The organism is Brachybacterium sp. Marseille-Q7125 (assembly GCF_023062615.1).
Taxonomy (GTDB): domain Bacteria; phylum Actinomycetota; class Actinomycetes; order Actinomycetales; family Dermabacteraceae; genus Brachybacterium.
In genome coordinates this window covers 21,927-41,712 of sequence record NZ_JALLAL010000006.1, presented here as the reverse complement: position 1 = coordinate 41,712, position 19,786 = coordinate 21,927, and the positions used below count along the sequence as shown (strand labels likewise).

At 70.9% G+C, this 19,786-nt stretch carries 17 protein-coding genes; 11 read left to right on the top strand and 6 right to left on the bottom strand.

The features are described from left to right. Positions 1-61: 61 nt before the first annotated feature. Both MU407_RS02960 and MU407_RS02955 read right to left on the bottom strand, forming a co-directional pair. A protein-coding gene (locus MU407_RS02960; protein ID WP_246955176.1) for an IS5 family transposase occupies positions 62-950 on the bottom strand; the annotation gives its coding sequence in 2 pieces (ribosomal slippage) (positions 62-586 and positions 588-950; 888 coding nt in all). 138 nt (positions 951-1,088) lie between these two features. Then, complete coding sequence (locus MU407_RS02955) at positions 1,089-1,307, bottom strand: hypothetical protein (RefSeq protein WP_102235862.1); 219 nt, start codon at positions 1,305-1,307, stop codon at positions 1,089-1,091. Positions 1,308-1,448: 141 nt separating this feature from the next. On the opposite strand from MU407_RS02955, the gene MU407_RS02950 reads away from it, so the two are divergent. From MU407_RS02950 to MU407_RS02940, 3 genes are read left to right on the top strand one after another with little or no spacing between them, the layout of a single operon-like run. Further along, positions 1,449-3,566 (top strand): DNA topoisomerase IV subunit B, encoded by a 2,118-nt coding sequence (locus tag MU407_RS02950; RefSeq protein ID WP_102235863.1) that lies wholly within the window; start codon positions 1,449-1,451, stop codon positions 3,564-3,566. Then, complete coding sequence (hisF, locus tag MU407_RS02945; RefSeq protein ID WP_102235864.1) at positions 3,563-4,348, top strand: imidazole glycerol phosphate synthase subunit HisF; 786 nt, start codon at positions 3,563-3,565, stop codon at positions 4,346-4,348. The genes MU407_RS02950 and hisF overlap by 4 nt, the downstream gene beginning before the upstream one ends. Further along, positions 4,345-5,250 carry a metallophosphoesterase gene (locus tag MU407_RS02940; RefSeq protein WP_246955174.1) on the top strand — a complete coding sequence of 302 codons (906 nt, stop codon included), beginning with the start codon at positions 4,345-4,347 and terminating at the stop codon, positions 5,248-5,250. The genes hisF and MU407_RS02940 overlap by 4 nt, the downstream gene beginning before the upstream one ends. A gap of 44 nt (positions 5,251-5,294) precedes the next feature. On the opposite strand, the gene MU407_RS02935 is transcribed toward MU407_RS02940, so the two are convergent. Further along, positions 5,295-6,182, bottom strand: a complete 888-nt coding sequence (locus MU407_RS02935) for a D-hexose-6-phosphate mutarotase (RefSeq protein ID WP_246955171.1) — start codon at positions 6,180-6,182, stop codon at positions 5,295-5,297. Between the two features lie 4 nt (positions 6,183-6,186). Next, positions 6,187-8,643: a DNA topoisomerase IV subunit A gene (locus tag MU407_RS02930; protein ID WP_102235867.1), complete on the bottom strand. Its 2,457-nt coding sequence runs from the start codon at positions 8,641-8,643 to the stop codon at positions 6,187-6,189. A gap of 180 nt (positions 8,644-8,823) precedes the next feature. Here MU407_RS02930 and MU407_RS02925 point away from each other — a divergent pair, with 180 nt between their 5' ends. The 3 genes from MU407_RS02925 (at position 8,824) to MU407_RS02915 (ending at position 13,432) form a co-directional block, all read left to right on the top strand. After that, positions 8,824-11,565: a GNAT family N-acetyltransferase gene (locus tag MU407_RS02925; protein WP_246955169.1), complete on the top strand. Its 2,742-nt coding sequence runs from the start codon at positions 8,824-8,826 to the stop codon at positions 11,563-11,565. A 135-nt stretch (positions 11,566-11,700) separates the two neighbouring features. Continuing rightward, positions 11,701-12,297 (top strand): DUF5998 family protein, encoded by a 597-nt coding sequence (locus tag MU407_RS02920; RefSeq protein ID WP_102235869.1) that lies wholly within the window; start codon positions 11,701-11,703, stop codon positions 12,295-12,297. 7 nt (positions 12,298-12,304) lie between these two features. Beyond that, positions 12,305-13,432 carry a nucleotide pyrophosphatase/phosphodiesterase family protein gene (locus tag MU407_RS02915; protein WP_246955167.1) on the top strand — a complete coding sequence of 376 codons (1,128 nt, stop codon included), beginning with the start codon at positions 12,305-12,307 and terminating at the stop codon, positions 13,430-13,432. Positions 13,433-13,488: 56 nt separating this feature from the next. On the opposite strand, the gene sepH is transcribed toward MU407_RS02915, so the two are convergent. After that, positions 13,489-14,790 carry a septation protein SepH gene (sepH, locus tag MU407_RS02910; protein WP_102235871.1) on the bottom strand — a complete coding sequence of 434 codons (1,302 nt, stop codon included), beginning with the start codon at positions 14,788-14,790 and terminating at the stop codon, positions 13,489-13,491. Between the two features lie 368 nt (positions 14,791-15,158). On the opposite strand from sepH, the gene MU407_RS02905 reads away from it, so the two are divergent. Next, complete coding sequence (locus MU407_RS02905; protein WP_102235872.1) at positions 15,159-15,458, top strand: DUF4193 domain-containing protein; 300 nt, start codon at positions 15,159-15,161, stop codon at positions 15,456-15,458. Positions 15,459-15,559: 101 nt separating this feature from the next. Here the strand turns inward: MU407_RS02905 and MU407_RS02900 are convergent, their stop codons facing one another. Next, the gene (locus MU407_RS02900; protein ID WP_102235873.1) at positions 15,560-16,120 is read right to left on the bottom strand and encodes a DUF3093 family protein; all 561 of its coding nucleotides are present in this window, start codon (positions 16,118-16,120) and stop codon (positions 15,560-15,562) included. 73 nt (positions 16,121-16,193) lie between these two features. Between MU407_RS02900 and dut the strand changes: the two genes are divergently transcribed. The 4 genes from dut (at position 16,194) to MU407_RS02880 (ending at position 19,676) form a co-directional block, all read left to right on the top strand. Then, a complete protein-coding gene (dut, locus tag MU407_RS02895; RefSeq protein ID WP_102235874.1) occupies positions 16,194-16,697 on the top strand; it encodes a dUTP diphosphatase in 504 nt (167 codons plus the stop codon). Positions 16,698-16,699: 2 nt separating this feature from the next. Next, entirely contained in the window at positions 16,700-17,479 is a 780-nt protein-coding gene (locus MU407_RS02890) for a DUF3710 domain-containing protein (protein WP_102235875.1), read from the top strand. Next, positions 17,476-18,201, top strand: a complete 726-nt coding sequence (locus MU407_RS02885; protein ID WP_102235876.1) for a DUF3159 domain-containing protein — start codon at positions 17,476-17,478, stop codon at positions 18,199-18,201. The genes MU407_RS02890 and MU407_RS02885 overlap by 4 nt, the downstream gene beginning before the upstream one ends. Positions 18,202-18,332: 131 nt before the next feature. Further along, positions 18,333-19,676: a TRAM domain-containing protein gene (locus MU407_RS02880; RefSeq protein ID WP_102235877.1), complete on the top strand. Its 1,344-nt coding sequence runs from the start codon at positions 18,333-18,335 to the stop codon at positions 19,674-19,676. Positions 19,677-19,786: the final 110 nt, after the last annotated feature.

The following is a 19,786-nucleotide window of genomic DNA, read 5'->3' as shown; positions in this document are numbered from 1 at the left end:
CGGGTCGAGTGCGTCTCCGGACACCCTCGCATCTCCGCCTGAGCGAGATCCTGGAAGCTCGTCAAACGAGGTGTTTGAGCCACTGGATGATCGCGCGGAGCACGACTCCGGCGCGGTAGGTCAGGCCGAGCTTGTCGTAGCGGGTGGCCAGGCCACGCCATTGCTTCACGTCGCTGTAGCCGCGCTCGATGACGTTGCGGCCGCGATACGCCTCGGCATCGAGACCGATGGGACGTCCGCCGCGTGAACCCCGGTTGCGACGGTGCTGCTGCTGGTCGCGGGGCTCGGGGACCACGGCCTTGATCCCACGCCGCCGGAGGGTCTGGCGGGTGGCGCGGGAGGAGTAGGCCTTGTCGCCGCGCAGCATGGCCGGTCTCGTGCGTGGCCGGCCAGGCCCTTCCCGGGCCACAGACAAGCCGTCCAGCAGCGGGCCCAGCATCGGTGAGTCCCCGCCTTGGCCGGGCCCGCAGAGGATCACCAGTGGGAGGCCGTGGCCGTCGACGAGCTGATGGATCTTCGTGGAGAGCCCGCCACGGGAGCGACCCAGGGCATGATCAGCCGGTTCCTTGCGGAGATTCTTGTGGTTCCACAGCGCCCCCTGTGGTGCGCTCGAGGTTGGTGCCGTGCTGGTGAGCGCGGCAGATCGTGGAATCGACCGCGACCGACCAGTCCAGCTCCCCGTCGGCGTCGGCGCGGACCAGCAGCGCGTCGAGGACGCGGTCCCAGGTGCCATCGGTGGCCCAGGCACGATGACGCTTCCAGACTGTCTGCCAGGGCCCGAAGTCGGCGGGGAGATCGCGCCAGGCAATCCCACACCGGTAGCGGTAGATGATTCCCTCGACCACCTGTCGGTGATCCCGTCTCGGCCTGCCTGACCAGGGGCGCTGAGCGGGGAGCAAATGCTGGATTGTCTCCCATTGGGTATCGGACAACACGCTTCGTCGGCTCATTCACCTACCGTCACCCCCGAGTACTCTCGAACTTAGGAGACACGCCCTAGATCACTAGCGCCTGCATCACGGCAGCGAATGGGCCCCGCACCTGAGGGTGCGGGGCCCATTCGCGTGAAGAACAAGGAGGGAGCCGGATCAGTCCTCGACCGGCTCCGGCTTGATGTGCAGACGCTCCGTCTCATCGATCACCTCGGCCGCCAGGGGACGCAGAGCATCCTCATGGGCACGGGCATGGTGCGCACAGAACATCAGCTCGCCACCGGCCTCCAGGAGCACCTTGACGTACGCCTGGGCGCCGCAGCGGTCACAGCGGTCCTGCGTCGACAGAAGGGGAGCTTCAAGAGTGAGGTTCATGAGGCCATTTGTAGCACCGCGAGGGCCCCGATGGTCGCCGCGTCCATCACAGGTTCGCTCCGGGCGCAAACCGACTGTGAACCCTGCCGCGCAGCGGGTCGATCCCCGCCCCGGCCAGGCCATCCCCGTAGTATCCGAGGGGTGTCCACCTCCTCAGCTGCGAAGAAGACCGCCTACGACGCCCGCAACCTTCAGGTCCTCGAAGGGCTGGAGGCCGTGCGCAAGCGCCCCGGCATGTACATCGGCTCCACCGACTCCCGGGGCCTCATGCACTGCCTGTGGGAGATCCTCGACAACGCCGTGGACGAGGCGCTGGGCGGGCACGGCGATGAGATCGCGGTGATCCTCCACGAGGATCACTCGGTGGAGGTGCGCGATACGGGCCGCGGCGTCCCGGTGGACACCGAACCCCGCACTGGCCTGACCGGCGTCGAGGTGGTGTACACCAAACTGCATGCGGGCGGGAAGTTCGGCGGCGGCTCCTACGCCGCCTCCGGCGGTCTGCACGGCGTGGGCGCGAGCGTCGTCAATGCCCTCTCGGGCCGCCTCGACGTGGAGGTGGACCGGGCCGGCAAGACGTACGCCATGAGCTTCCAGCGCGGCAAACCCGGTGTGTTCGCCGATGGCGACCAGCCCAGCCTCGATGCGCCCTTCACCCCGGCCGACGGTCCCGCCGAGCTGCGTGTCGTCGGCAAGGCCAAGCGCGGCGTGACCGGCACCCGCGTGCGCTACTGGGCCGATCCGCAGATCTTCGTCAAAGGCTCCCACTTCTCCCTCGAGGAGCTGACCCGCCGAGCCCGGCAGACCGCCTTCCTCGTGCCCGGCCTGAAGCTCTCGGTGACCGATCAGCGGCCCGAGCGCAACCCCGATCAGCCCGCCACCACCGCCTTCCGCTACGAGGGCGGGATCTCCGAGTTCGTCGAACATCTCGCGCAGGATCAGCGCATCAGCGACGTGATCCGCCTGCAGGGCAGCGGCGAGTACACCGAGACCATCCCCGTGCTGGACAAGAACGGGCAGATGGTCTCCACCGATGTGCAGCGCTCGTGCGAGGTGGACATCGCGCTGCGCTGGGGCGAGGACTTCGACTCCACCCTGCGCTCCTTTGTGAACATCGTCGCGACCCCCAAGGGCGGCACACACGTCACCGGCTTCGAACAGGCACTGGTCAAGACGCTGCGCAAGCAGGTGGAGAACCAGGCGCGGCGCGTGAAGTTCAACGCGAAGAACGAGAAGATCGAGAAGGACGACACCCTCGCGGGGCTCACCGCCGTGGTGAGCGTGCGCATCGACGAACCGCAGTTCGAGGGCCAGACCAAGGAGGTGCTGGGCACCCCCGCGATCCGCCAGATCGTCGCACGGGTCGTCGAGGACCAGCTCACGACGTTCCTCACGTCCACCAAGAAGGGGGAGAAGGAGCAGGCCGCCTTGGTGATCGACAAGGTGGTCTCCGAAATGCGCGCCCGCATCGCCGCGCGCATGCACAAGGAGGTCTCGCGCCGCAAGAACGCGCTGGAGTCCTCCACCATGCCCACGAAACTCGCGGACTGCCGTACCCACGACGTGGAGCGCTCCGAGCTGTTCATCGTCGAGGGCGACAGCGCCCTGGGCACCGCGAAGAACGCCCGCTCGAGCGAGTTCCAGGCCCTGCTGCCCATCCGCGGCAAGATCCTCAACGTCCAGAAGGCCACCGTCACCGACATGCTGAAGAACGCCGAATGCGCGGCGATCATCCAGGTGATCGGGGCGGGCAGCGGCCGCACCTTCGATCTGGAGGCCGCCCGCTACGGCAAGATCATCATGATGACCGACGCCGACGTGGACGGCGCCCACATCCGCACCCTGCTGCTGACCCTCTTCCACCGCTACATGCGGCCACTGGTCGAAGCGGGGCGGGTGTACGCGGCGGTGCCGCCCCTGCACCGCGTGGAGATCATCCACGGCGGCAAGCGCAAGAACGAGTACGTGTACACCTACTCCGAGGCGGAGCTGACGAAGCTGCTGAAGTCCCTCGAGCGGCGCGGCAAGAGCTACAAGGAGCCGATCCAGCGCTACAAGGGCCTGGGTGAGATGGACGCCGACCAGCTGGCCGACACCACGATGGATCCCGCACACCGCACCCTGCGCCGGGTGCGGATCGAGGATGCCGAGGCGGCGAGCGCCATGTTCGAGCTGCTCATGGGCTCCGAGGTGGCGCCGCGCAAACAGTTCATCATCGAAGGCGCCGACGAGCTGGACCTGGAGAGGATCGACGCATGAGCCTCGCCGTGCGGGTGATTCCGTGCCTGGATGTGGATGCCGGGCGAGTGGTCAAAGGCGTGAACTTCCAGAACCTGCGTGATGCCGGGGATCCGGTGGAGCTCGGAGCCCGCTACGGCGCCGCCGGCGCGGATGAGCTGACGTTCCTGGATGTCACCGCCTCATCGGGCGGCCGCGACACCATGATCGACGTGGTGCGTGCCACCGCCGAGCAGGTATTCATCCCGCTGACCGTCGGCGGGGGAGTGCGCACGGTGCAGGACGTGGATCAGCTGCTGCGCGCCGGCGCGGACAAATGCTCGATCAACACCGCAGCGATCGCTCGCCCGGAGCTGATCGGGGAGATCAGCCACCGCTTCGGCAACCAGGTGCTGGTGATGTCGATCGACGCCCGCCGCGTCACCGCTGACACCCCGGAGGGCACCGCCCGCCGCGGCTCCGGCTTCGAGGTCACGACCCATGGGGGCCGCCGCGGCACCGGCATCGACGCGATCGCCTGGATCCGCGAGGTCACCGAGCGGGGCGCGGGCGAGATCCTGCTGAACTCGATGGACGCCGACGGCACGAAGGACGGCTTCGATCTCGAGCTGATCCGTCTGGCTCGGGAGGCCAGCAGTGTGCCGCTCATCGCCTCCGGCGGGGCCGGGCGCGCCGAGGACTTCGCTCCCGCCGTGCGGGCGGGCGCCGATGCGGTGCTCGCCGCGAGTATCTTCCACTTCGGCGAGGTGACGATCGCCGAGGCGAAAGCGGCGATGGCCGCCGAGGGCATCACGGTCCGGTGAGCGCCCCGCTGTCCGTCGGCGCCCGCAGTCCGAGCCGCCGCCCCACGAGCCGATCCCGTCTGGCCAACGCCGCACTGATCCTGCTGGTGCTGCTGCATGCGGTGGGAGGCTGGCTGGTGTGGGACAACCGCCGCCTGGTCGTCACGGACTATGAGGTGACGATGGCGGACCTGCCTGCGGACAGCAGCGGGATCCGGATCGCCCAGGTCTCGGATCTGCATGCCGCCCATTTCGGGTCTTTCGAAGACCGTCTGCTGCAGGCCGTTACGGCGGCGAAGCCGGATCTGGTGGTGATCACCGGGGACATCGTGGACCGCTCTACCCGGGACCTCACCGCGCCGCTGCGGACCGCGGAGCGGCTGGCGCAGGTGGCGCCGACGGTGTTCATCACCGGCAACCATGAGGCGGATCTCGGCCAGCGCGCGCAGCTGCTCGAGGGTCTCGAGCAGCGCGGCGTCCTGGTGCTGCGCGATGAGGCTCACTCGATGACGCTGAACGGGACGGACCTCGTGGTGGTGGGTCTGGATGATGCGAAGCACCGGCGCAATGCGAAGCTCCCGGCACGCTCCCCGGGTGAGGTGATGGACTCGCTGAGCATCACCGATGACGCGCCGGTGCTGGTCCTCGCCCATCGGCCCACCCTCCTTCCGGAGCTCGCCGAGCATGGCGCGGATGTGGTGCTGTCCGGGCATGCGCATGGCGGACAGGTGCGCATCCCCAGGGTCGGAGGACTCATCGCCCCGGACCAGGGGCTGTTTCCCGCCCTGACCTCGGGCGTGCACCGGCACGGGGACGCGAGCATGGTGATCAGCCGGGGACTGGGAAACACGGCGCTCGCCCAGGTGCGGGTGAACAACCCCCGCGAGCTTGTGATCGTGGACCTCGTGCCCGCGGCCGACTGAGAGGCACGCAGCCGCGGGAGCGGCCCGGGTGTCGACCCGGTGGATCAGCTAGGCAACGGCTCGATGCGGTATGTGACCGCGAGGGTGTGCGAGGCGCCCGGGCCGAGGGCCACGGCGGCATCCTTCGCCACGGCCGGCTCGCTGCACACGAAACGGCTCCAGTGCCCCGGCGTGATGTCGCCGATCTCGCGGGCGCCATCTTCGCCCGGATTCCACACCACGGTGCGTGCCGCACCCCGCGGCCGGGCATGGATCCGCCGTCCCGCTGCGGGATCGGTGATCGTGACCGGGGCCCCGGACTCGACCACCGCATCCGTCGGCCCCTGCACCCGCAGCGGTGCCTGCGGCATGACATCCGCGCACAGCCCGCGCGTGTTGTCGAGGTAGGGCGCCCCTTCCAGTCCGCTGATCTCGATGCCGCGCACATCGGCCACCGCGAGGTAGGTGTGCAGCGCCGCCTCCAGCTCCAGCCCCTCCGCCCCGGCGGTGATCCGCAGCTCGATATCCAGGTCGGCGCCGATGCGCAGCGTCAGCTGGGCCTGCAGCTCCCGGCGCGCGGCAGGACTGGTGAGCGCCAGCAGCACCTCATCGTCGGTGCGCTCGGCGCGGGCGAGATCCCAGCGCACCTGCCGCAGCCAGCCGTGCTTGTACGGCGCGTCGCCGTGGCGGCCGGCCCCGAACCACGGGCCGACCACCGGCACCCCGCCGCGGACCGAGCGTCCCGGACCACCGGCGGAGTCCGGACTCACCCACAGCAGATCACGGCTGTCGGTCGGCACCCAGCTGAGCAGCTGCGCACCATCGGGCAGCAGCGCAGCCGTGCATGCTGCGGTGTCCACGGCGATCGCATCGGCCCCCTGGACGGTCGACCAGGTGATCCCGGCGGGCAGAGCAGAGCCGACCGGCAGAGCAGAGGCAGCGGCGTCGCGCATCGGATCAACCGACCGCGGCGATCGGGACCGGAACCGGAGTGCCGGAACCATCACGGCGCCCCGTCGGCTCGGGCAGGTCGATGGGTTGGCCCGCCTCGGAGCAGGCACGGGCCGGATGTGGCACCACCCACGCCCCGATCAGCACGTCCTCGCCGCGCAGGAACCGGTGGCAGCGCACCCCCGCGGTGGATCGGCCCTTGGCCGGGTACTCGCTGAGCGCCGAGACCTTGAGCGAGCCGGTCTGCAGGGTGGGCAGGGTGCCGGAACTGCCGGCCACGGTCACCACATCCCCGGGGCGGGTCACGTCGATCGCCCCGAAGGAGAGCACATGAGCGCCCGCCGCCAAGCGGATCCCGGCCACGCCGCCGGCACCGCGACCCTGCGGCCGCACCCCGGAGGCGGGAAAGTGCAGCAGCTGCGCATCGGAGGTGATGAACACCAGGTCCAGATCCGCATCGTCCTCGAGATCCACGACCCCCACGACCTCGTCATCGTCCTTCAGGGCGATGATCTCGAAACCGTCGGTGCGCGGGAAGTCCAGCTGCACGCGCTTGACCACCCCGGCGCGCGTGCCCAAGGCGATCGCGCCGCCGCGGGCGATATCCGCCTCCGCTAGGCGGATCAGGCTTAGCGCCCGCTCATCCCGCTCAAGATCCACGAGATCAGCCAGGCGCGTGCCGCCCGCGAGCGACGGCGCCCCCGCCGTCGGCGCAAGGGACGGCAGATCCACCACCGACAGCCGCAGCACCCGGGCGCGGCTGGTGACCACACCGATCATCGAACGGGTGGTGGTCGCGACATGGGAGGTGACGACGTCATGCGAGCCGCGCTGCCCCTCCCGCAGCAGCGGCCCCTCCCCGCTCAACCGGGCGATCAGCCCGGTGCCGGTCAGCAGCACGCTACAGGGCTCATCGGCCACCTCCAGGGATGCGCCGGCCGCGACGGCGGGAGCCTCCGCAGCCTCCAGCAGCACGGTGCGCCGCGGGGTCCCATGCGCGGCGGCCACCGCGGCGAGCTCCTCCGAGACCAGAGCCCGCAGCACCTCATCGGAGCCCAGGATCTCCTCCAGGCGCTCGATCTCGCGCTGCAGCTCGTCCCGCTCGGCCTCTAGATCGATCTGGGAGAACTTCGTCAGTCGGCGCAGCCGCAGCTCGAGGATGTACTCCGCCTGCACCTCGGTGAGATCGAAAACCTGCATCAGGCGGGTGCGCGCACTGGTCGCATCATCACTGGTGCGAATGATCTGGATGACTTCGTCGATATCCAGGATCGCCAGCAGCAGGCCCTCCACCAGGTGCAGGCGGTCCTTGCGCTTGCCGAGCCGGTGCTCCGTGCGGCGGCGCACCACATCCAGGCGATGCGCCACGAACACCTCGAGCAGCTGCTTGAGGCCCATGGTGCGCGGCTGCCCATCCACGAGCGCCACATTGTTGATCCCGAAGGACTCCTCCAGCGGCGTGTACTTGTACAGCTGCTCGAGCACCGCCTCCGGCTCGAACCCGGACTTGACCGTGAGCACCAGGCGCAGCCCATGGTGGCGGTCGGTGAGGTCCTGATAGTCGGAGATGCCCTGCACACGCTTGCGCTGCACCGCATCCCGCAGCTTCTCCGCCACCCGCTCCGGACCCACCTGGTACGGCAGCTCCGTGATGACGATGCCCTTGCGCCGCGAGGTGATGTTCTCGATCCGGCTGGTGGCGCGCATCTTGAAGGAGCCGCGGCCGGTGCGGTACGCATCGCGGATCCCATCCAGGCCGATGATCCGCCCGCCCGTGGGCAGATCCGGTCCGGGCACGAAGCGCATGAGCTCCTCGAGCTCCGCCTCGGGATGATCGATCAGGTGGCGGGCCGCCGCAATCGTCTCCACCAGGTTGTGGGGCGCCATGTTCGTGGCCATCCCCACCGCGATCCCGGAGGCCCCGTTCACCAGCAGGTTCGGGTACTGCGCGGGCAGCACCTCGGGCTGAGTGAGCTGATTGTCGTAGTTGGGCACCAGGCCCACGACGTCCTCGTCCAGTGAGTCGGTCATGAGCAGCGCCGCCGGGGCGGGGCGCGCCTCGGTGTAGCGAGCCGCAGCCGGCCCGTTGTCCAGGGAGCCGAAGTTGCCGTGCCCATCCACGAGCGGCAGGCGCATGTTGAAGTCCTGCGCCATGCGCACCAGCGCGTCGTAGATCGCCGTATCGCCGTGCGGATGGAGCTTGCCCATCACCTCGCCCACCACACGCTGGCTCTTGACATGCCCACGATCCGGGCGCAGCCCCATATCGGCCATCATGTAGAGGATCCGACGCTGCACGGGCTTGAGCCCGTCGCGCGCATCCGGCAGCGCACGCGAATAGATCACCGAGTACGCGTACTCGAGGAACGAGGATTCCATCTCGCTGGTGACGTCGATGTCGACGATCGTCTCGGGGACCGCCTGATCGCCGCCGGGCGGCTGGGTGCTTCGGGATCGGGCCATGGGGGACATGATGACGCACCCACGGCGCTGGAGAGCGTAGGACACCCCAGGCCACGCCGCAGACGCCGCCTATCCCACACCTCGGGTGAGGTCATCGGCGACACGCCCCGCACCTGCCCTCGCGCGTGCTCCAACGCGATCGGGCCGCTGTGCGAACGGCCTCTCAGCTAGGATCACGGCATGGCGGAAAGACGCGATGGCCTGCGCTCCCGACGTCGACGAGGACGGGGTGGCGAGTCCGCACGGCCCGCCTACCCCCGGCACTGGGAGGCGGATATCGCCCTGCGCGACGGCTCCGCCGCGCATCTGCGCCCGATCCTCCCCGGGGATGCCGCCGCCCTGCAGGAGATGCACCTGCACCAGTCCGAGCGCTCCCGCTACATGCGGTTCTTCGCCCCGATGCCGCGTCTGTCGGACAAGGACCTCGAACGCTTCACCACCGTCGACCACGTCGACCGCGTCGCCTTCGTCGTGTACATCGGCGAGGACCTTGTGGCCGTGGGCCGCTACGACCGCATCGAACCCGACACCGCGGAGGTCGCCTTCTATGTCGCCGACGCCCGGCAGGGCAGAGGGCTGGGCTCGGTGCTGCTCGAGCACCTGGCCGCCGCGGCGCGCGAACGCGGCATCGACCGCTTCACCGCCGAGGTGCTGCCGCAGAACACCCAGATGATCACCGTGTTCACCGAAGCCGGTTTCGATGTGGAACGCACCCTGGACGACGGGGTGGTGCTCGTGTCCTTCCGCATCGACCCCACCGCCCGCTCCCGCGCCGTCATGGCCGAACGGGAACAGCGCGCCGAGGCCCGGGCCATGGAGCGCATGCTCAATCCCACGAGCATCCTGCTGGTGGGCGTCTCCTCCCGGCGCGACAGCGTGGGCGGCCGCGTGCTGAGCGCCCTCGAGCTGTCCGGCTTCAGCGGGGCGCTGCACATCATCTCCCGTGAAGCCCTCGAGCTGCGCGGCCACCGCACCCACGCTCGCATCACCGACGTCCCCGGCCCCGTGGACCTCGCCGTGATCGCCCTGCGCCCCGAAGCGTGCCTGGAGGCTGTGGAGGACTGCGCCCAGATCGGCGTGCGCAGCATCGTCATCCCCACCGAAGGCTTCTCCGAGACCCCCGAACGCCGCGCCCTGCAGCGCGAGATCGTCACCCGCGCCCGCCGCCACGGCATGCGCCTGCTGGGCCCCGGCTCCCTCGGCTTCCTGCGCACCGGCGCGGACCCGATCTCCCTGTCCATCGCCCCGCGCATGCCCCGCCCCGGCGGGGTGGCGCTCGCCGGGCAGTCCAGCGCCCTGGCCGCGATGCTGCTCGCGGGCGCGGACGTGCGCGGCCTGGGCGTGCACGAGTTCGTGTCGGTGGGCAACCGGGCCGATGTGTCCCTCAACGACACCCTGCAGCACTGGCAGGACGACCCGGACGTGGACGTCATCGGCCTCGCCCTCGAATCGATGGGCAATCCCCGCAAATTCACCCGCATCGCCCGGCGCCTGACCCCCACCACGCCCCTGGTGGTGCTGCGCCCGCCAGGCAGCGAGCAGCAGCTGCCGCCCGGGCACGACGTACGGCCATCGACCCTGCCGCGCGCAGCCCTGGACCAGGTGCTCGGCCAGGCCGGTGTGGTGCGTGCCGAGGGTGTGGACGAGCTGCTGGACGTGGTCGATGCGATCGGCCGCCAGGGACTGCCGCTCGGCCCGCGCGTCGGGATCCTCTCGAACACCGCGGCGCTCGGCGCCTCCCTGCGGGGCGCCGCCGACCAGGCGGGGCTGACCGTCGTCGCCGACAACCGTTCCGTGCCGCTGTCCGAGGACCCGCGACTGATTCAGCGGGCTTTCACCTCGATGGCCGCGCTCGGCGAGGTCGACCTGGTGATCGCCGGAGTGCTCGACACGCACGCCGACCGCCGCAGCGGCGACCCTGCCGAGCTGCTGCGCCAGATGGCCATCGTCGCCCGTCACTCCGAAGTGGTCCTGCTGGCCTGCGTGATCACGGGCGTGGATCGCCTCGCCGGGATCCAGGCGGCCGTGCGGACCGAGGGTGACCTCCCGCCTGTGCACACCACCGTGCGCGCCACGGTGCGCACCGCCGCCGCGATGCTCGAAGCCGCCGCCCGCCCCCAGGCCGATGACGAGGACCCCCCGCGCCGCGAGGACGTGGACCGCGCTGCCGCCCGTCAGCTGGTGGAGACGGCGCTCACCCACCGCCACGGCCCCCATGACCTCGATGCCGCCCAGACCGCCGCGCTGCTGGCCGCCTACGGCATCACGCTGCTGCCCACTGTGACCGTGCAGGACGAGGACGACGCCGTGACCGCCGCTGGACAGCTCGGCTACCCCGTGGCGCTCAAGAGCACTGACCCGGTGCTGCGACACCGGGCGGACCTCGGCGGTGTGCGCCTGGCCATCCCCGATGCGATCCAGCTGCGCCACGCCCTCGCGCAGATGCGCGCGGACCTCTCCTACTCCTCGGCGCCGCTGGCCGTGCAGAGCATGGCCCCTGTCGGCGTGCCGGTCGTGGTGCGCAGCGTCGAGGATCCCTCCGTCGGCCCGGTGGTGTCCCTGTCCATCGCGGGGGATGCTACTGATCTGCTGGGCGATATCGCCTACGCCCTGCCCCCGCTCGGAGAAGCAGCGGCCCGGCGCCTCATCGACACCCCCGCCGCGAGTGTGAAACTGCGCGGCCTGAAGGGACTGCCGCCCGCGGACCGGGAAGCGCTCGCCGATCTCGTGGTGCGGGTGGGGATGCTCGCCGAGGACCTGCCCGAGCTCGCCGAACTCGAGCTGTACCCCGTGCTCGTGGCCGCTGAAGGCCTGACCGTGGTGGGGGCGAGCGTGCGGCTCGCACCAGCCCCGAACCGCACCGACGGGACGCGGCGGGTGCTGCTCGGACCCACCGCGAGCCCCGAGGCCCCCGCAACCTGACCGGCCCGGGGGGAAGGAGCCCCGCGCTCGGGGAGCCCGGAGCCGGCGGAGCGCCCTCTCCTCCACAATGCAGTGCCATCCACATCCGGTCCGGCAGCGCGCTGTCAGCGCGGCAACCCGTGCGAGGATGGGCTGATGACCACCGTGCTGCCTGCCGCACTGCTGCGTGACCTCGAAAGCGCCGGATACTTCCCGGCCACGGCCGCGCAGACGCTCGACCGCGCCGTCCGCCGCTCCGAGGTGCTCGCCCACCTGGTGCGCCCCGAGACCACCTTCGACGGCCCCGAGGTGCGTCGGCACCTGACCGTGCTCGCTCTGACCCGCAGCCACCTGCTGATCACCCATCTGGACGATGACCCGGCCGATGCCCTGAACCCCAGCCAGGTGGTCGCCACCACCGAACGGATCGCCCTGACCGCGATCACCGCCACCGGGCTCTCGCAGGTGTTCGACACCGACGGCGATGGCGGCCGCGCCGGAGCCCAGGAGGCCGAGGTGACGCTCGGCATCAGCTGGGGCGGCACGCGCCGCATCGACCTCGAGCGCGCCGTCTGCGAGGACCCCACCTGCCAGATGGACCACGGCTACACCGGCGCCATCGCCCCCTCCGACCTTGCGCTGCGCATCAGTGCCCTGGCCGATGGCGCCACCGCCGTCACTGCTGCTCTCGACTTCCACGACCAGCTGGTGGATGCGATCGACAGCGTCGGCGCCCCCGCCACGTCCCGCTGAGGTGCCGGTGACGCTCCCGGCCACCGACGATCTGCTGCCGCCGCCCTTCGCGGACGGCGCGCGCCCCGGCCTGCTGGACCTCCTGCCACCCCTGGTACAGAACCCGGTCCCGGGCCGCGACGTCATCGTCCTGCTGGACGGCGTGGGCTCGACCCTGCTGGACGAGCACCGCTCGATCACCCCGACGCTGCGCCGCCTGAGCGGACAGGTCCAGCACGTGCGCGCCCCCGCCCCCACCACCACGAGCGTGAGCATGGTCTGCCTGCACACCGCGCGAGCCCCGATCGAGCACGGGGTGCTGGGCCATATGACCTTCGACCCCGCCCGCGGCGCAGCGATCAATCAGCTCACCGGAGCGCCCGACGGCGATCCACGCACCTGGATGCCGCTGCGCACCCCCGTGGAAGCAGGGTCCCGGCGTGCCATCCAGGTGGGCCCGGCCAAGCACGGCGGCTCGCATCTGAGCCGCGTCGCCTACCGCGGCTGGGAGTTCCTCGCCCACGGCCGCGGGGACCGGGTCGAGGCGGTCCGGACGGCTCTGCATCGCGCGGGGCCCGATGGGCTCGTGCACCTGCACGTCGATGACGCGGACCATGCCGGGCACCGCCACGGCGTGAACTCGGACCGCTGGCGAGAGGCACTCGCCGAGGTGGACGCCCTCGTGGCAGCGCTGCTGCGGCGCCTTCCACGCGGCACCCGCCTGCACATCACCGCCGATCACGGCATGGTGGATACGAGCGAGGAGGCCACCGTGGACCTCGCCGAGCAGCCCGCGATCCAGGGCCTTGTGCGGGCCATCTCCGGGGAGGCGCGGGCCCTTGGCTTGCACGCCGCTCCCGGTGACGGCGCCGCCGAGGAGCTCGCGGTGCGGCTCGAGGAGCTGCTGGGGGAGCGGGCGCTGGTGCTGCGCGCGGCGCAGCTGCTCGAGCGCGGCGTGCTCGGGCCACCGGATGCGGTGGTACCGCCGTGGGTCGCGCCGCGCATCCCCGATGTGCTGCTGCTGGCCCGCGGGATCTGGCGCGTCGATGACTACTCCCGGCGCGAGGAGCCGCACAAGGCGCGAGCGATGATCGGCGCGCATGGCTCGCTGACAGCCGCCGAAGCGGTGGTGCCGCTGCTGCAGCTGGAGGTATGAGCCCGCCAGCCGCCTGCGGCCCCTGACGCCTGTGATCCCGCGCCGTGTGGGGCAGGTCAGTCGTGTTTGGAGCCGAAGACGATCTCGTCCCAGCTGGGCATCGAGGCGCGCTTGCTGCGCGACCGGCTCTGCTTCGCAGGCTTCGCCGGGGTCTTCTCCGCCTCGCCGTCGGCCGCGCTCTCGCGCGGGGCGGGGACATCGTCGAAGCCCGGCAGCGGCGTGAGATCCACAGTGTCCTGGTAGTGGACTGACTCCGCGTCCTGATCGGGCTGCTCGGCGCCGGTCTCGCCCGCCTGCGCATCATCCGATCCCGCTTCGGCAGCATCGTCGCCCTGCGCAGCACTCTCCGGGCCGTGAGCGTCCTCGTGCTGATCTGCAGAATCGTCCTCGTCAGCGGAATCCTCCGCGGAGCTGTCTGCGGCATGCTCACGGGCGGCCTCCGAATCGGCGTCCAGCACCCCGATCAGCGGGCCATCTGCCGCATCATCGGCGGCATCCTTGTCCGTCTCCTCGTTGTCGGGAGCATCCGTCGGGCTCTGTTCCGCCTCACTGAGATCGGACCACACCGTCTCGGAGGCGTCATCCTCGCTGTCGTCGACCGCGCGGGGGACCGGACGCAGACCCCGCCGGGCGTTCAGCGCATCGAGGTCGGACTCATCGAAGGTCGAGGGATGCTCCGGCGGCAGGGTGCGGCGCGGCGGCGCCGAGGGGCCGTGGCCCTCGAGGGAGCCATCGGCCTCGAGGTCGTAGACCGCAGAACGGACCGCCTGCAGGCGGGCACGGCCTCGCGTCGGCTCCACGGGGGCGTCCTCATCGCTGATCCAACGCGCCTCGTCATCGATCGCCGAGAGCGAGCGGTTCTGCACATCGGCCACCCAATGCGCCTGCCGGGTGCGGCCGCCTGCGGAGAACGTCAGCTCAAGAGTCCAGGTCCCATCGGGCCGACGCCACGCATCCCACACATGCTCACCGGCGGCCTCACGGGCCGCGAGGCGTTCGATGACCACGGAATCCAGGGCGGGACCACCCCGGCCGATGGGGAAGGCGCGGGCGCGCTGCGCGGTCCACTCGCGCTCGGCGATCACGGGGCCCTCATAGCGCCGCACATGCTCAAGCGGAATATCGGAGGTCTCTGCGATGTCCTCCGCGCTGCGGCCCGAGCGCAGCAGCGCCTGGATTTCGCGAGGCCGCAGGGGCGTGCTGTCCTCCGCCTGGATCATGTTCAGAGCGGGCCGGTCGGAGCGCACCGCGGCGCGCAGCGCCTTATCGATGCGCAGGGTGTACCGCTCGCCGTCGGAATCGATGAGGAGCACATGCTCCCCGTCGTCGTGGATCCCGTCGAGTTCGAGCTCGCGCATCGTCGTCCTCTCCGTCGGCGGTGGCCGACTCGCGGCGGACACCGGCCCGGGTGGCCGATGACATCCCGGCGGCGCCTCCGGCTGGCTGGCGGACCGCCCCACGGGACAGAAGTCTAGGCCGTGACCATACCGTGCTATCTGTGGATCGCAGCTGGGGACACTCCGCCTCCACACTCCGATGCGGGGCCGGACACAGAGGATCCGATCAGCAGCCAGACGTGTTGTCCCCTGCGAGGGGCTCTGCAATAATGCCGCCGCATTGAGCGTTGGGACACGCACCGGGAGCATTCCGGAGCTTCGCCCACACCGGCGCCGGAGCGCCCCCGGAACAAGGTCGCACCACCCGAACAACCAGGAACGGACCGTAGATGGCCACTGATTACGACGCCCCGCGCAAGAACGACGACGAGTCCGGCGACGACTCCATCGAGGAGCTGAAGGGCCGACGGAACGAGGCGGCGACCCCTGCAGTCGATGAGGACGAGGCTGAAGCAGCGGACTCCTATGAGCTGCCCGGCGCGGATCTGTCCGGCGAGGAGCTGTCCGTGCGGGTCCTGCCCCGCCAGGCGGATGAGTTCACCTGCGCCAGCTGCTTCCTCGTGAAGCACCGCAGCCAGATCGACCACGTCGAAGGCACCCTCATCATCTGCAAGGAGTGCGCCGCCTGACAGTGCGGCACAGCGCGGCAGAACACCGATACGACGACGGCACCGTCCCCGATCCGGGGAGGTGCCGTCGTCGTACTGTGCGGGCTGATCGAGTACGCCGCTCAGGACCGATCGGGCGGCGAAGAATGCATGCGCTGCGCCGCCTGCAGGGCCGCCGCCAAGTCCTCCGGGCGGCGGGTGGAGGCCACCCACGCGGTCACGGGATCCTCACGATCCAGCACCGGCACGCGGATGCCGCTGCGCGCCCAGCTGCGGATGCAGTGATGGGCCAGCGGCTCGAAATCCTGGCCGATGGTGCGCTGCCACTCCTGCCCGGTGAGCACCTGCACCTCGCCGAGCTCGGCGACATCGATATGGGCACGCCCGAGCCGGAAGGTGCTCCCGGTGACATCCAGCACAGGGGAGTACAGCATCACCAGAGCAATCGCTGCGAGGATCGCGACCACAGCCACGATCCCCCCGAGCTCGGGGCTCATCGGCACCAGGGCCAGCCCCAGCGAGCCGCCGAGGCCGAACGCGATCACCCAGCCGCCGAGGCCCGGCAGCAGATGCTCATGGAACAGCGTCCCGCCAGTCGGCCCCGTCGGTGCGTGTCCTGCGGCACGGGAGGAGCGCTGCGAGCGCGCGGCAGGATCAGGAGAGTTCGAGGTGGTGGCGGACATGGCCCCATCGTCTCATGGCCCGAGGGAAGAGCTTCTGCACCGCCGACCGGCAGCGGGGGCCTACGCTGTGAGCATGTCTGAGACTCTGCCCGCCGGGCCCGCCCCGGATGACCCGCCGGTGCTGCGCGTGCGTCGCCTCGGGGATGCCACCCTGCCGCACCGTGCCCACGCCGACGATGCGGGGCTGGACCTCACCAGCGCCGAGGACCTGGTGATCCCGCCCGGCGGCCGGGCGCTCGTCGGCACCGGGCTCGCCATCGCGCTGCCGCCCGGAACGGTGGGCATGGTGTGCCCGCGCTCGGGCCTTGCGGCGCGCCACGGCATCACGGTCCTCAACGGTCCGGGCATCATCGACGCCGGCTACCGCGGTGAGGTCAAGGTTCCGCTGCACAACACGGACCTTGAGGAACCCTTCACGCTCACCGCCGGAGACCGCATCGCCCAGCTGGTGGTGCTGCCGTATCTTGCGCCGCAGCTGGTGGAGGTCGACGACCTCGAGGCCACCGACCGGGCGGAGTCCGGTTTCGGCTCCAGCGGCGGTATCGCCGCCTTCGCCCAGACCCCGCAGGAGGGATGAAAATGGGACTGTTCTCCCGCCGCCGCAAGAGCAAGGACGCCGATCCTCAGCCGGAGGATGCCCGGACGACCGAGGATGCGGCCGTCGATGACGTCGACGACCGCGACCACAGCGACGACACGGACGCTGCGACATCGGACAGCGCCGCTGAGGACGCGCCGACTGAGCGCCCGGAGCACCTCGAGGACGGCCCCTTCGATGTGGCCGACGCCCCGGGGGAGTCCCGGATCGATCTGGGCGGCCTGCAGGTGCCCACCGTCGACGGCATGGAGCTGCGCATGGAAGTGGATCAGCGCAGCAAGGCCGTCACCGGCGCGAACCTCGTGATCCAGGGCTCCTCCCTGCAGGTCCAGGCCTTTGCCGCGCCGAAGTCCCGCGGGCTGTGGGAGGAGGTGCGCTCCTCCCTGCGCGGCAGCGTCGTCAAGCAGGGCGGCACCGCAGAGGTGCGCCCGGGACCCTTCGGCACCGAACTGGTCACCCGCCTGCCCGTCAAGCGGCCCGATGGCCGCACCGGCTATCGACCCGCCCGCTTCATCGGCGTGGACGGACCGCGCTGGTTCCTGCGCGCCATCCTCACCGGCAAGGCGCTCAGCGACCCCGAGCAGGCACAGCGGTTCGAGACCCTCATCTCGCGCCTGGTGGTGGTGCGCGGTGGGGAGGCGATGGCCCCGCAGGAGCTGATCCCGCTGCATCTGCCGGGGGAGCGGCCCGGCCTGCAGCAGATCCGCTCCGGCCCGCTCGACCCGCTGGCGCGGGGTCCCGAGATCACCCAGATCGGATGAGCCCGCAGTCCCCGCCGTCCCCGGAGTCCTCCCAGCCCTCGCCGCCCCGGCAGGAACCGCCGCCACCTGCGGCGCAGGGTGACCAGCAGTCGCGTCGCGGACTCGGCGCCGTGCTGCACGAGGAGGAGTTCTCCGTCGCTGCGGCGATCGGCGGCCCGCGCGGCATCGCCGAATCTGTGCTGCCCACCCTCGTGTTCGTGGTGCTGTACGTGACCACCCGCTCGGTGCCCTGGGCTGCCGGTGCGGCCGTGGGCGTCGTGCTCGTGATGCTGCTGCTGCGACTCGTGCAGCGCCAGAGTCTCTCGACCGTCATCGGCGGACTGCTGGGCGTGGGGATCGGAGCGGTGCTCGCAGTGCGCACCGGCGACGGTGAGGACTTCTACACCCCCGGCATCATCACCAACGCCGTGGCCTGCGTGGTCACCATCGGCTCCATCCCCCTGGGCCACCCGCTGGTGGGCGTGATCGTAGGGATGCTCGACCCACGCGTGGCGCACTGGCGCGAGGATGCGGTGATGCGCCGCATCTACACCCGCGCCACCTGGCTGTTCGCGGCGCTGTACGGGGCGAAGGTCGCGGTGCAGCTGCCGCTGCTGCTGACCGGACAGGTCGCCGCCCTGGGGGTGGCGAAGATCGCTATGGGCCTGCCCGCCTTCGCCGTGATCACCTACCTCGTGTGGCTCATGCACCGCTCGGTGCTCCGGCGGCTCCAGCACGAATAGTCTTCCTGGGCACCCTCCGTCCAGCCGATGAGATGATGGGGTGAGCCCGCGCCCGGCCAGGCCGCGTATCGCGGGCGTCGACCATCACCGCCAGCTCGATCCCGCCAGTGCGCGGACGGAAGGGGAGCAGCATGACCTCACCGGACCACCGCCCCGCCCCGACCGCCGCCGTGCCCGCCAGCCGGGTGCTGACGCTGACCGTCGGCCCGCCCGCGGCCGGCGGCACCTTCGTGGCCCGCCATGAGGGCCGCGTCGTCTTCGTCCGCGGCACCGCCCCCGGCGAGACGATCACCGCCCGTCTGCTCGAGGACCCGCAGGAGGCGGCGCAGGCCCGTTTCTGGCGAGCAGAGGCCCTGGATGTGCTCGAACCCGGCGTGGACCGGGTGCCGACGGTGTGGCCCGAAGCCGGGATCGACGGCGTGGGCGGCGCCGAATGGGCCCACATCGCCCTGCCCGCCCAGCGCCGGATCGCCAGCGAAGTCATGCAGGAGCTGTTGCGCCGCGCCGGGGTGAGCAGCTACGCGCTCGAGGACGTCCAGGTCGAACCGGCTCCGCATGATGGGGAGGGACTGGGCTGGCGCACCCGGATGCGCTTTGCGGTGGATGCCGATGGCGCGGTGGGCATGCGCGGGTGGCGCTCCCACGATGTGCGCCCGCTCGGCAGGAACCCCCTGGCCGCCGAGGCCATTCGAGACCTGAACCTGGGGGAGTGGACCGCCCCCGAAGGGGTCGAGGCGATCGACGCCGTGGCCCCCTCGGCGGGACCGGCGAGCGTGGTGCTGCTGGGACGCGACCTCGATCCCGAGAGCATCGAGATCCCCGAGACCTGGGGTGACGCCGATGTGGCGGTGCGCACCGCCAGGGGCCTGGTGCCGCTGCGCGGCGACGGGACTGTGCATGAACGCGTGGGGGAGCGCCTGTTCACGGTCAGCGCCACCGGGTTCTGGCAGTCGCATCGCCGGGCCGCGGAACTGCTGAGCGAGGTGGTCGAGGCGGCTCTGCAGGCCCCGCGCGGCGGCAGCGTCTGGGACCTGTATGGCGGAGTGGGCCTGTTCGCGGCGGTGGCCGCCGAGCAGGTGGGCAGCTCCGGCCGCGTTGCGACCGTGGAGGGCAACCGCCGTGCCTCGCAGCTGGCCGCCCAGAACCTCGAGGACCTCCCGCAGGTCAGCGCCGCTACGGCGGATGTCACCGACTGGGTGAAGGCACGCCTGGGCACGGGGACGCCGCGGGCGGTGGTGGATGCGGTGGTGCTGGATCCGCCGCGCACTGGCGCCGGGGTTGAGCTCATGGAACTGCTCTCCCACGCCGTGCGGCGCCGCATCGTGTACGTCTCCTGCGAGCCCGCGACCCTGGCCCGCGACCTCGCGGCGATCGAGAAGCAGGGGTGGAAGGTGTCGGATCTGCGGGCCTTCGGCCTGTTTCCGCACACCCACCATGTGGAGTCCGTCGCGGTGCTCGAGCGCGCCGACGCCTGACAGTGGGGCCTTCAGAGAGTGCCTGACGTCGGCGCGTGACCTTTCCCGACGCGTCGCGCGGAGCGCTCCCCGCCGCCTTCGGATCATGCGTGCTACAGTTTATCTTGACG

What these genes read in the sequence shown, in the direction of transcription:
- MU407_RS02900 (WP_102235873.1), bottom strand. Translation starts at nt 16,120, where the DNA reads ATGTCCGCCACCACCTCGAACTCTCCTGATCCTGCCGCGCGCTCGCAG.
- MU407_RS02905 (WP_102235872.1), top strand. Translation starts at nt 15,159, where the DNA reads ATGGCCACTGATTACGACGCCCCGCGCAAGAACGACGACGAGTCCGGC.
- MU407_RS02935 (WP_246955171.1), bottom strand. Translation starts at nt 6,182, where the DNA reads ATGCGCGACGCCGCTGCCTCTGCTCTGCCGGTCGGCTCTGCTCTGCCC.
- MU407_RS02890 (WP_102235875.1), top strand. Translation starts at nt 16,700, where the DNA reads ATGGGACTGTTCTCCCGCCGCCGCAAGAGCAAGGACGCCGATCCTCAG.
- MU407_RS02880 (WP_102235877.1), top strand. Translation starts at nt 18,333, where the DNA reads ATGACCTCACCGGACCACCGCCCCGCCCCGACCGCCGCCGTGCCCGCC.
- hisF (WP_102235864.1), top strand. Translation starts at nt 3,563, where the DNA reads ATGAGCCTCGCCGTGCGGGTGATTCCGTGCCTGGATGTGGATGCCGGG.
- MU407_RS02930 (WP_102235867.1), bottom strand. Translation starts at nt 8,643, where the DNA reads ATGGCCCGATCCCGAAGCACCCAGCCGCCCGGCGGCGATCAGGCGGTC.
- MU407_RS02885 (WP_102235876.1), top strand. Translation starts at nt 17,476, where the DNA reads ATGAGCCCGCAGTCCCCGCCGTCCCCGGAGTCCTCCCAGCCCTCGCCG.
- dut (WP_102235874.1), top strand. Translation starts at nt 16,194, where the DNA reads ATGTCTGAGACTCTGCCCGCCGGGCCCGCCCCGGATGACCCGCCGGTG.
- sepH (WP_102235871.1), bottom strand. Translation starts at nt 14,790, where the DNA reads ATGCGCGAGCTCGAACTCGACGGGATCCACGACGACGGGGAGCATGTG.
- MU407_RS02955 (WP_102235862.1), bottom strand. Translation starts at nt 1,307, where the DNA reads ATGAACCTCACTCTTGAAGCTCCCCTTCTGTCGACGCAGGACCGCTGT.
- MU407_RS02920 (WP_102235869.1), top strand. Translation starts at nt 11,701, where the DNA reads ATGACCACCGTGCTGCCTGCCGCACTGCTGCGTGACCTCGAAAGCGCC.
- MU407_RS02925 (WP_246955169.1), top strand. Translation starts at nt 8,824, where the DNA reads ATGGCGGAAAGACGCGATGGCCTGCGCTCCCGACGTCGACGAGGACGG.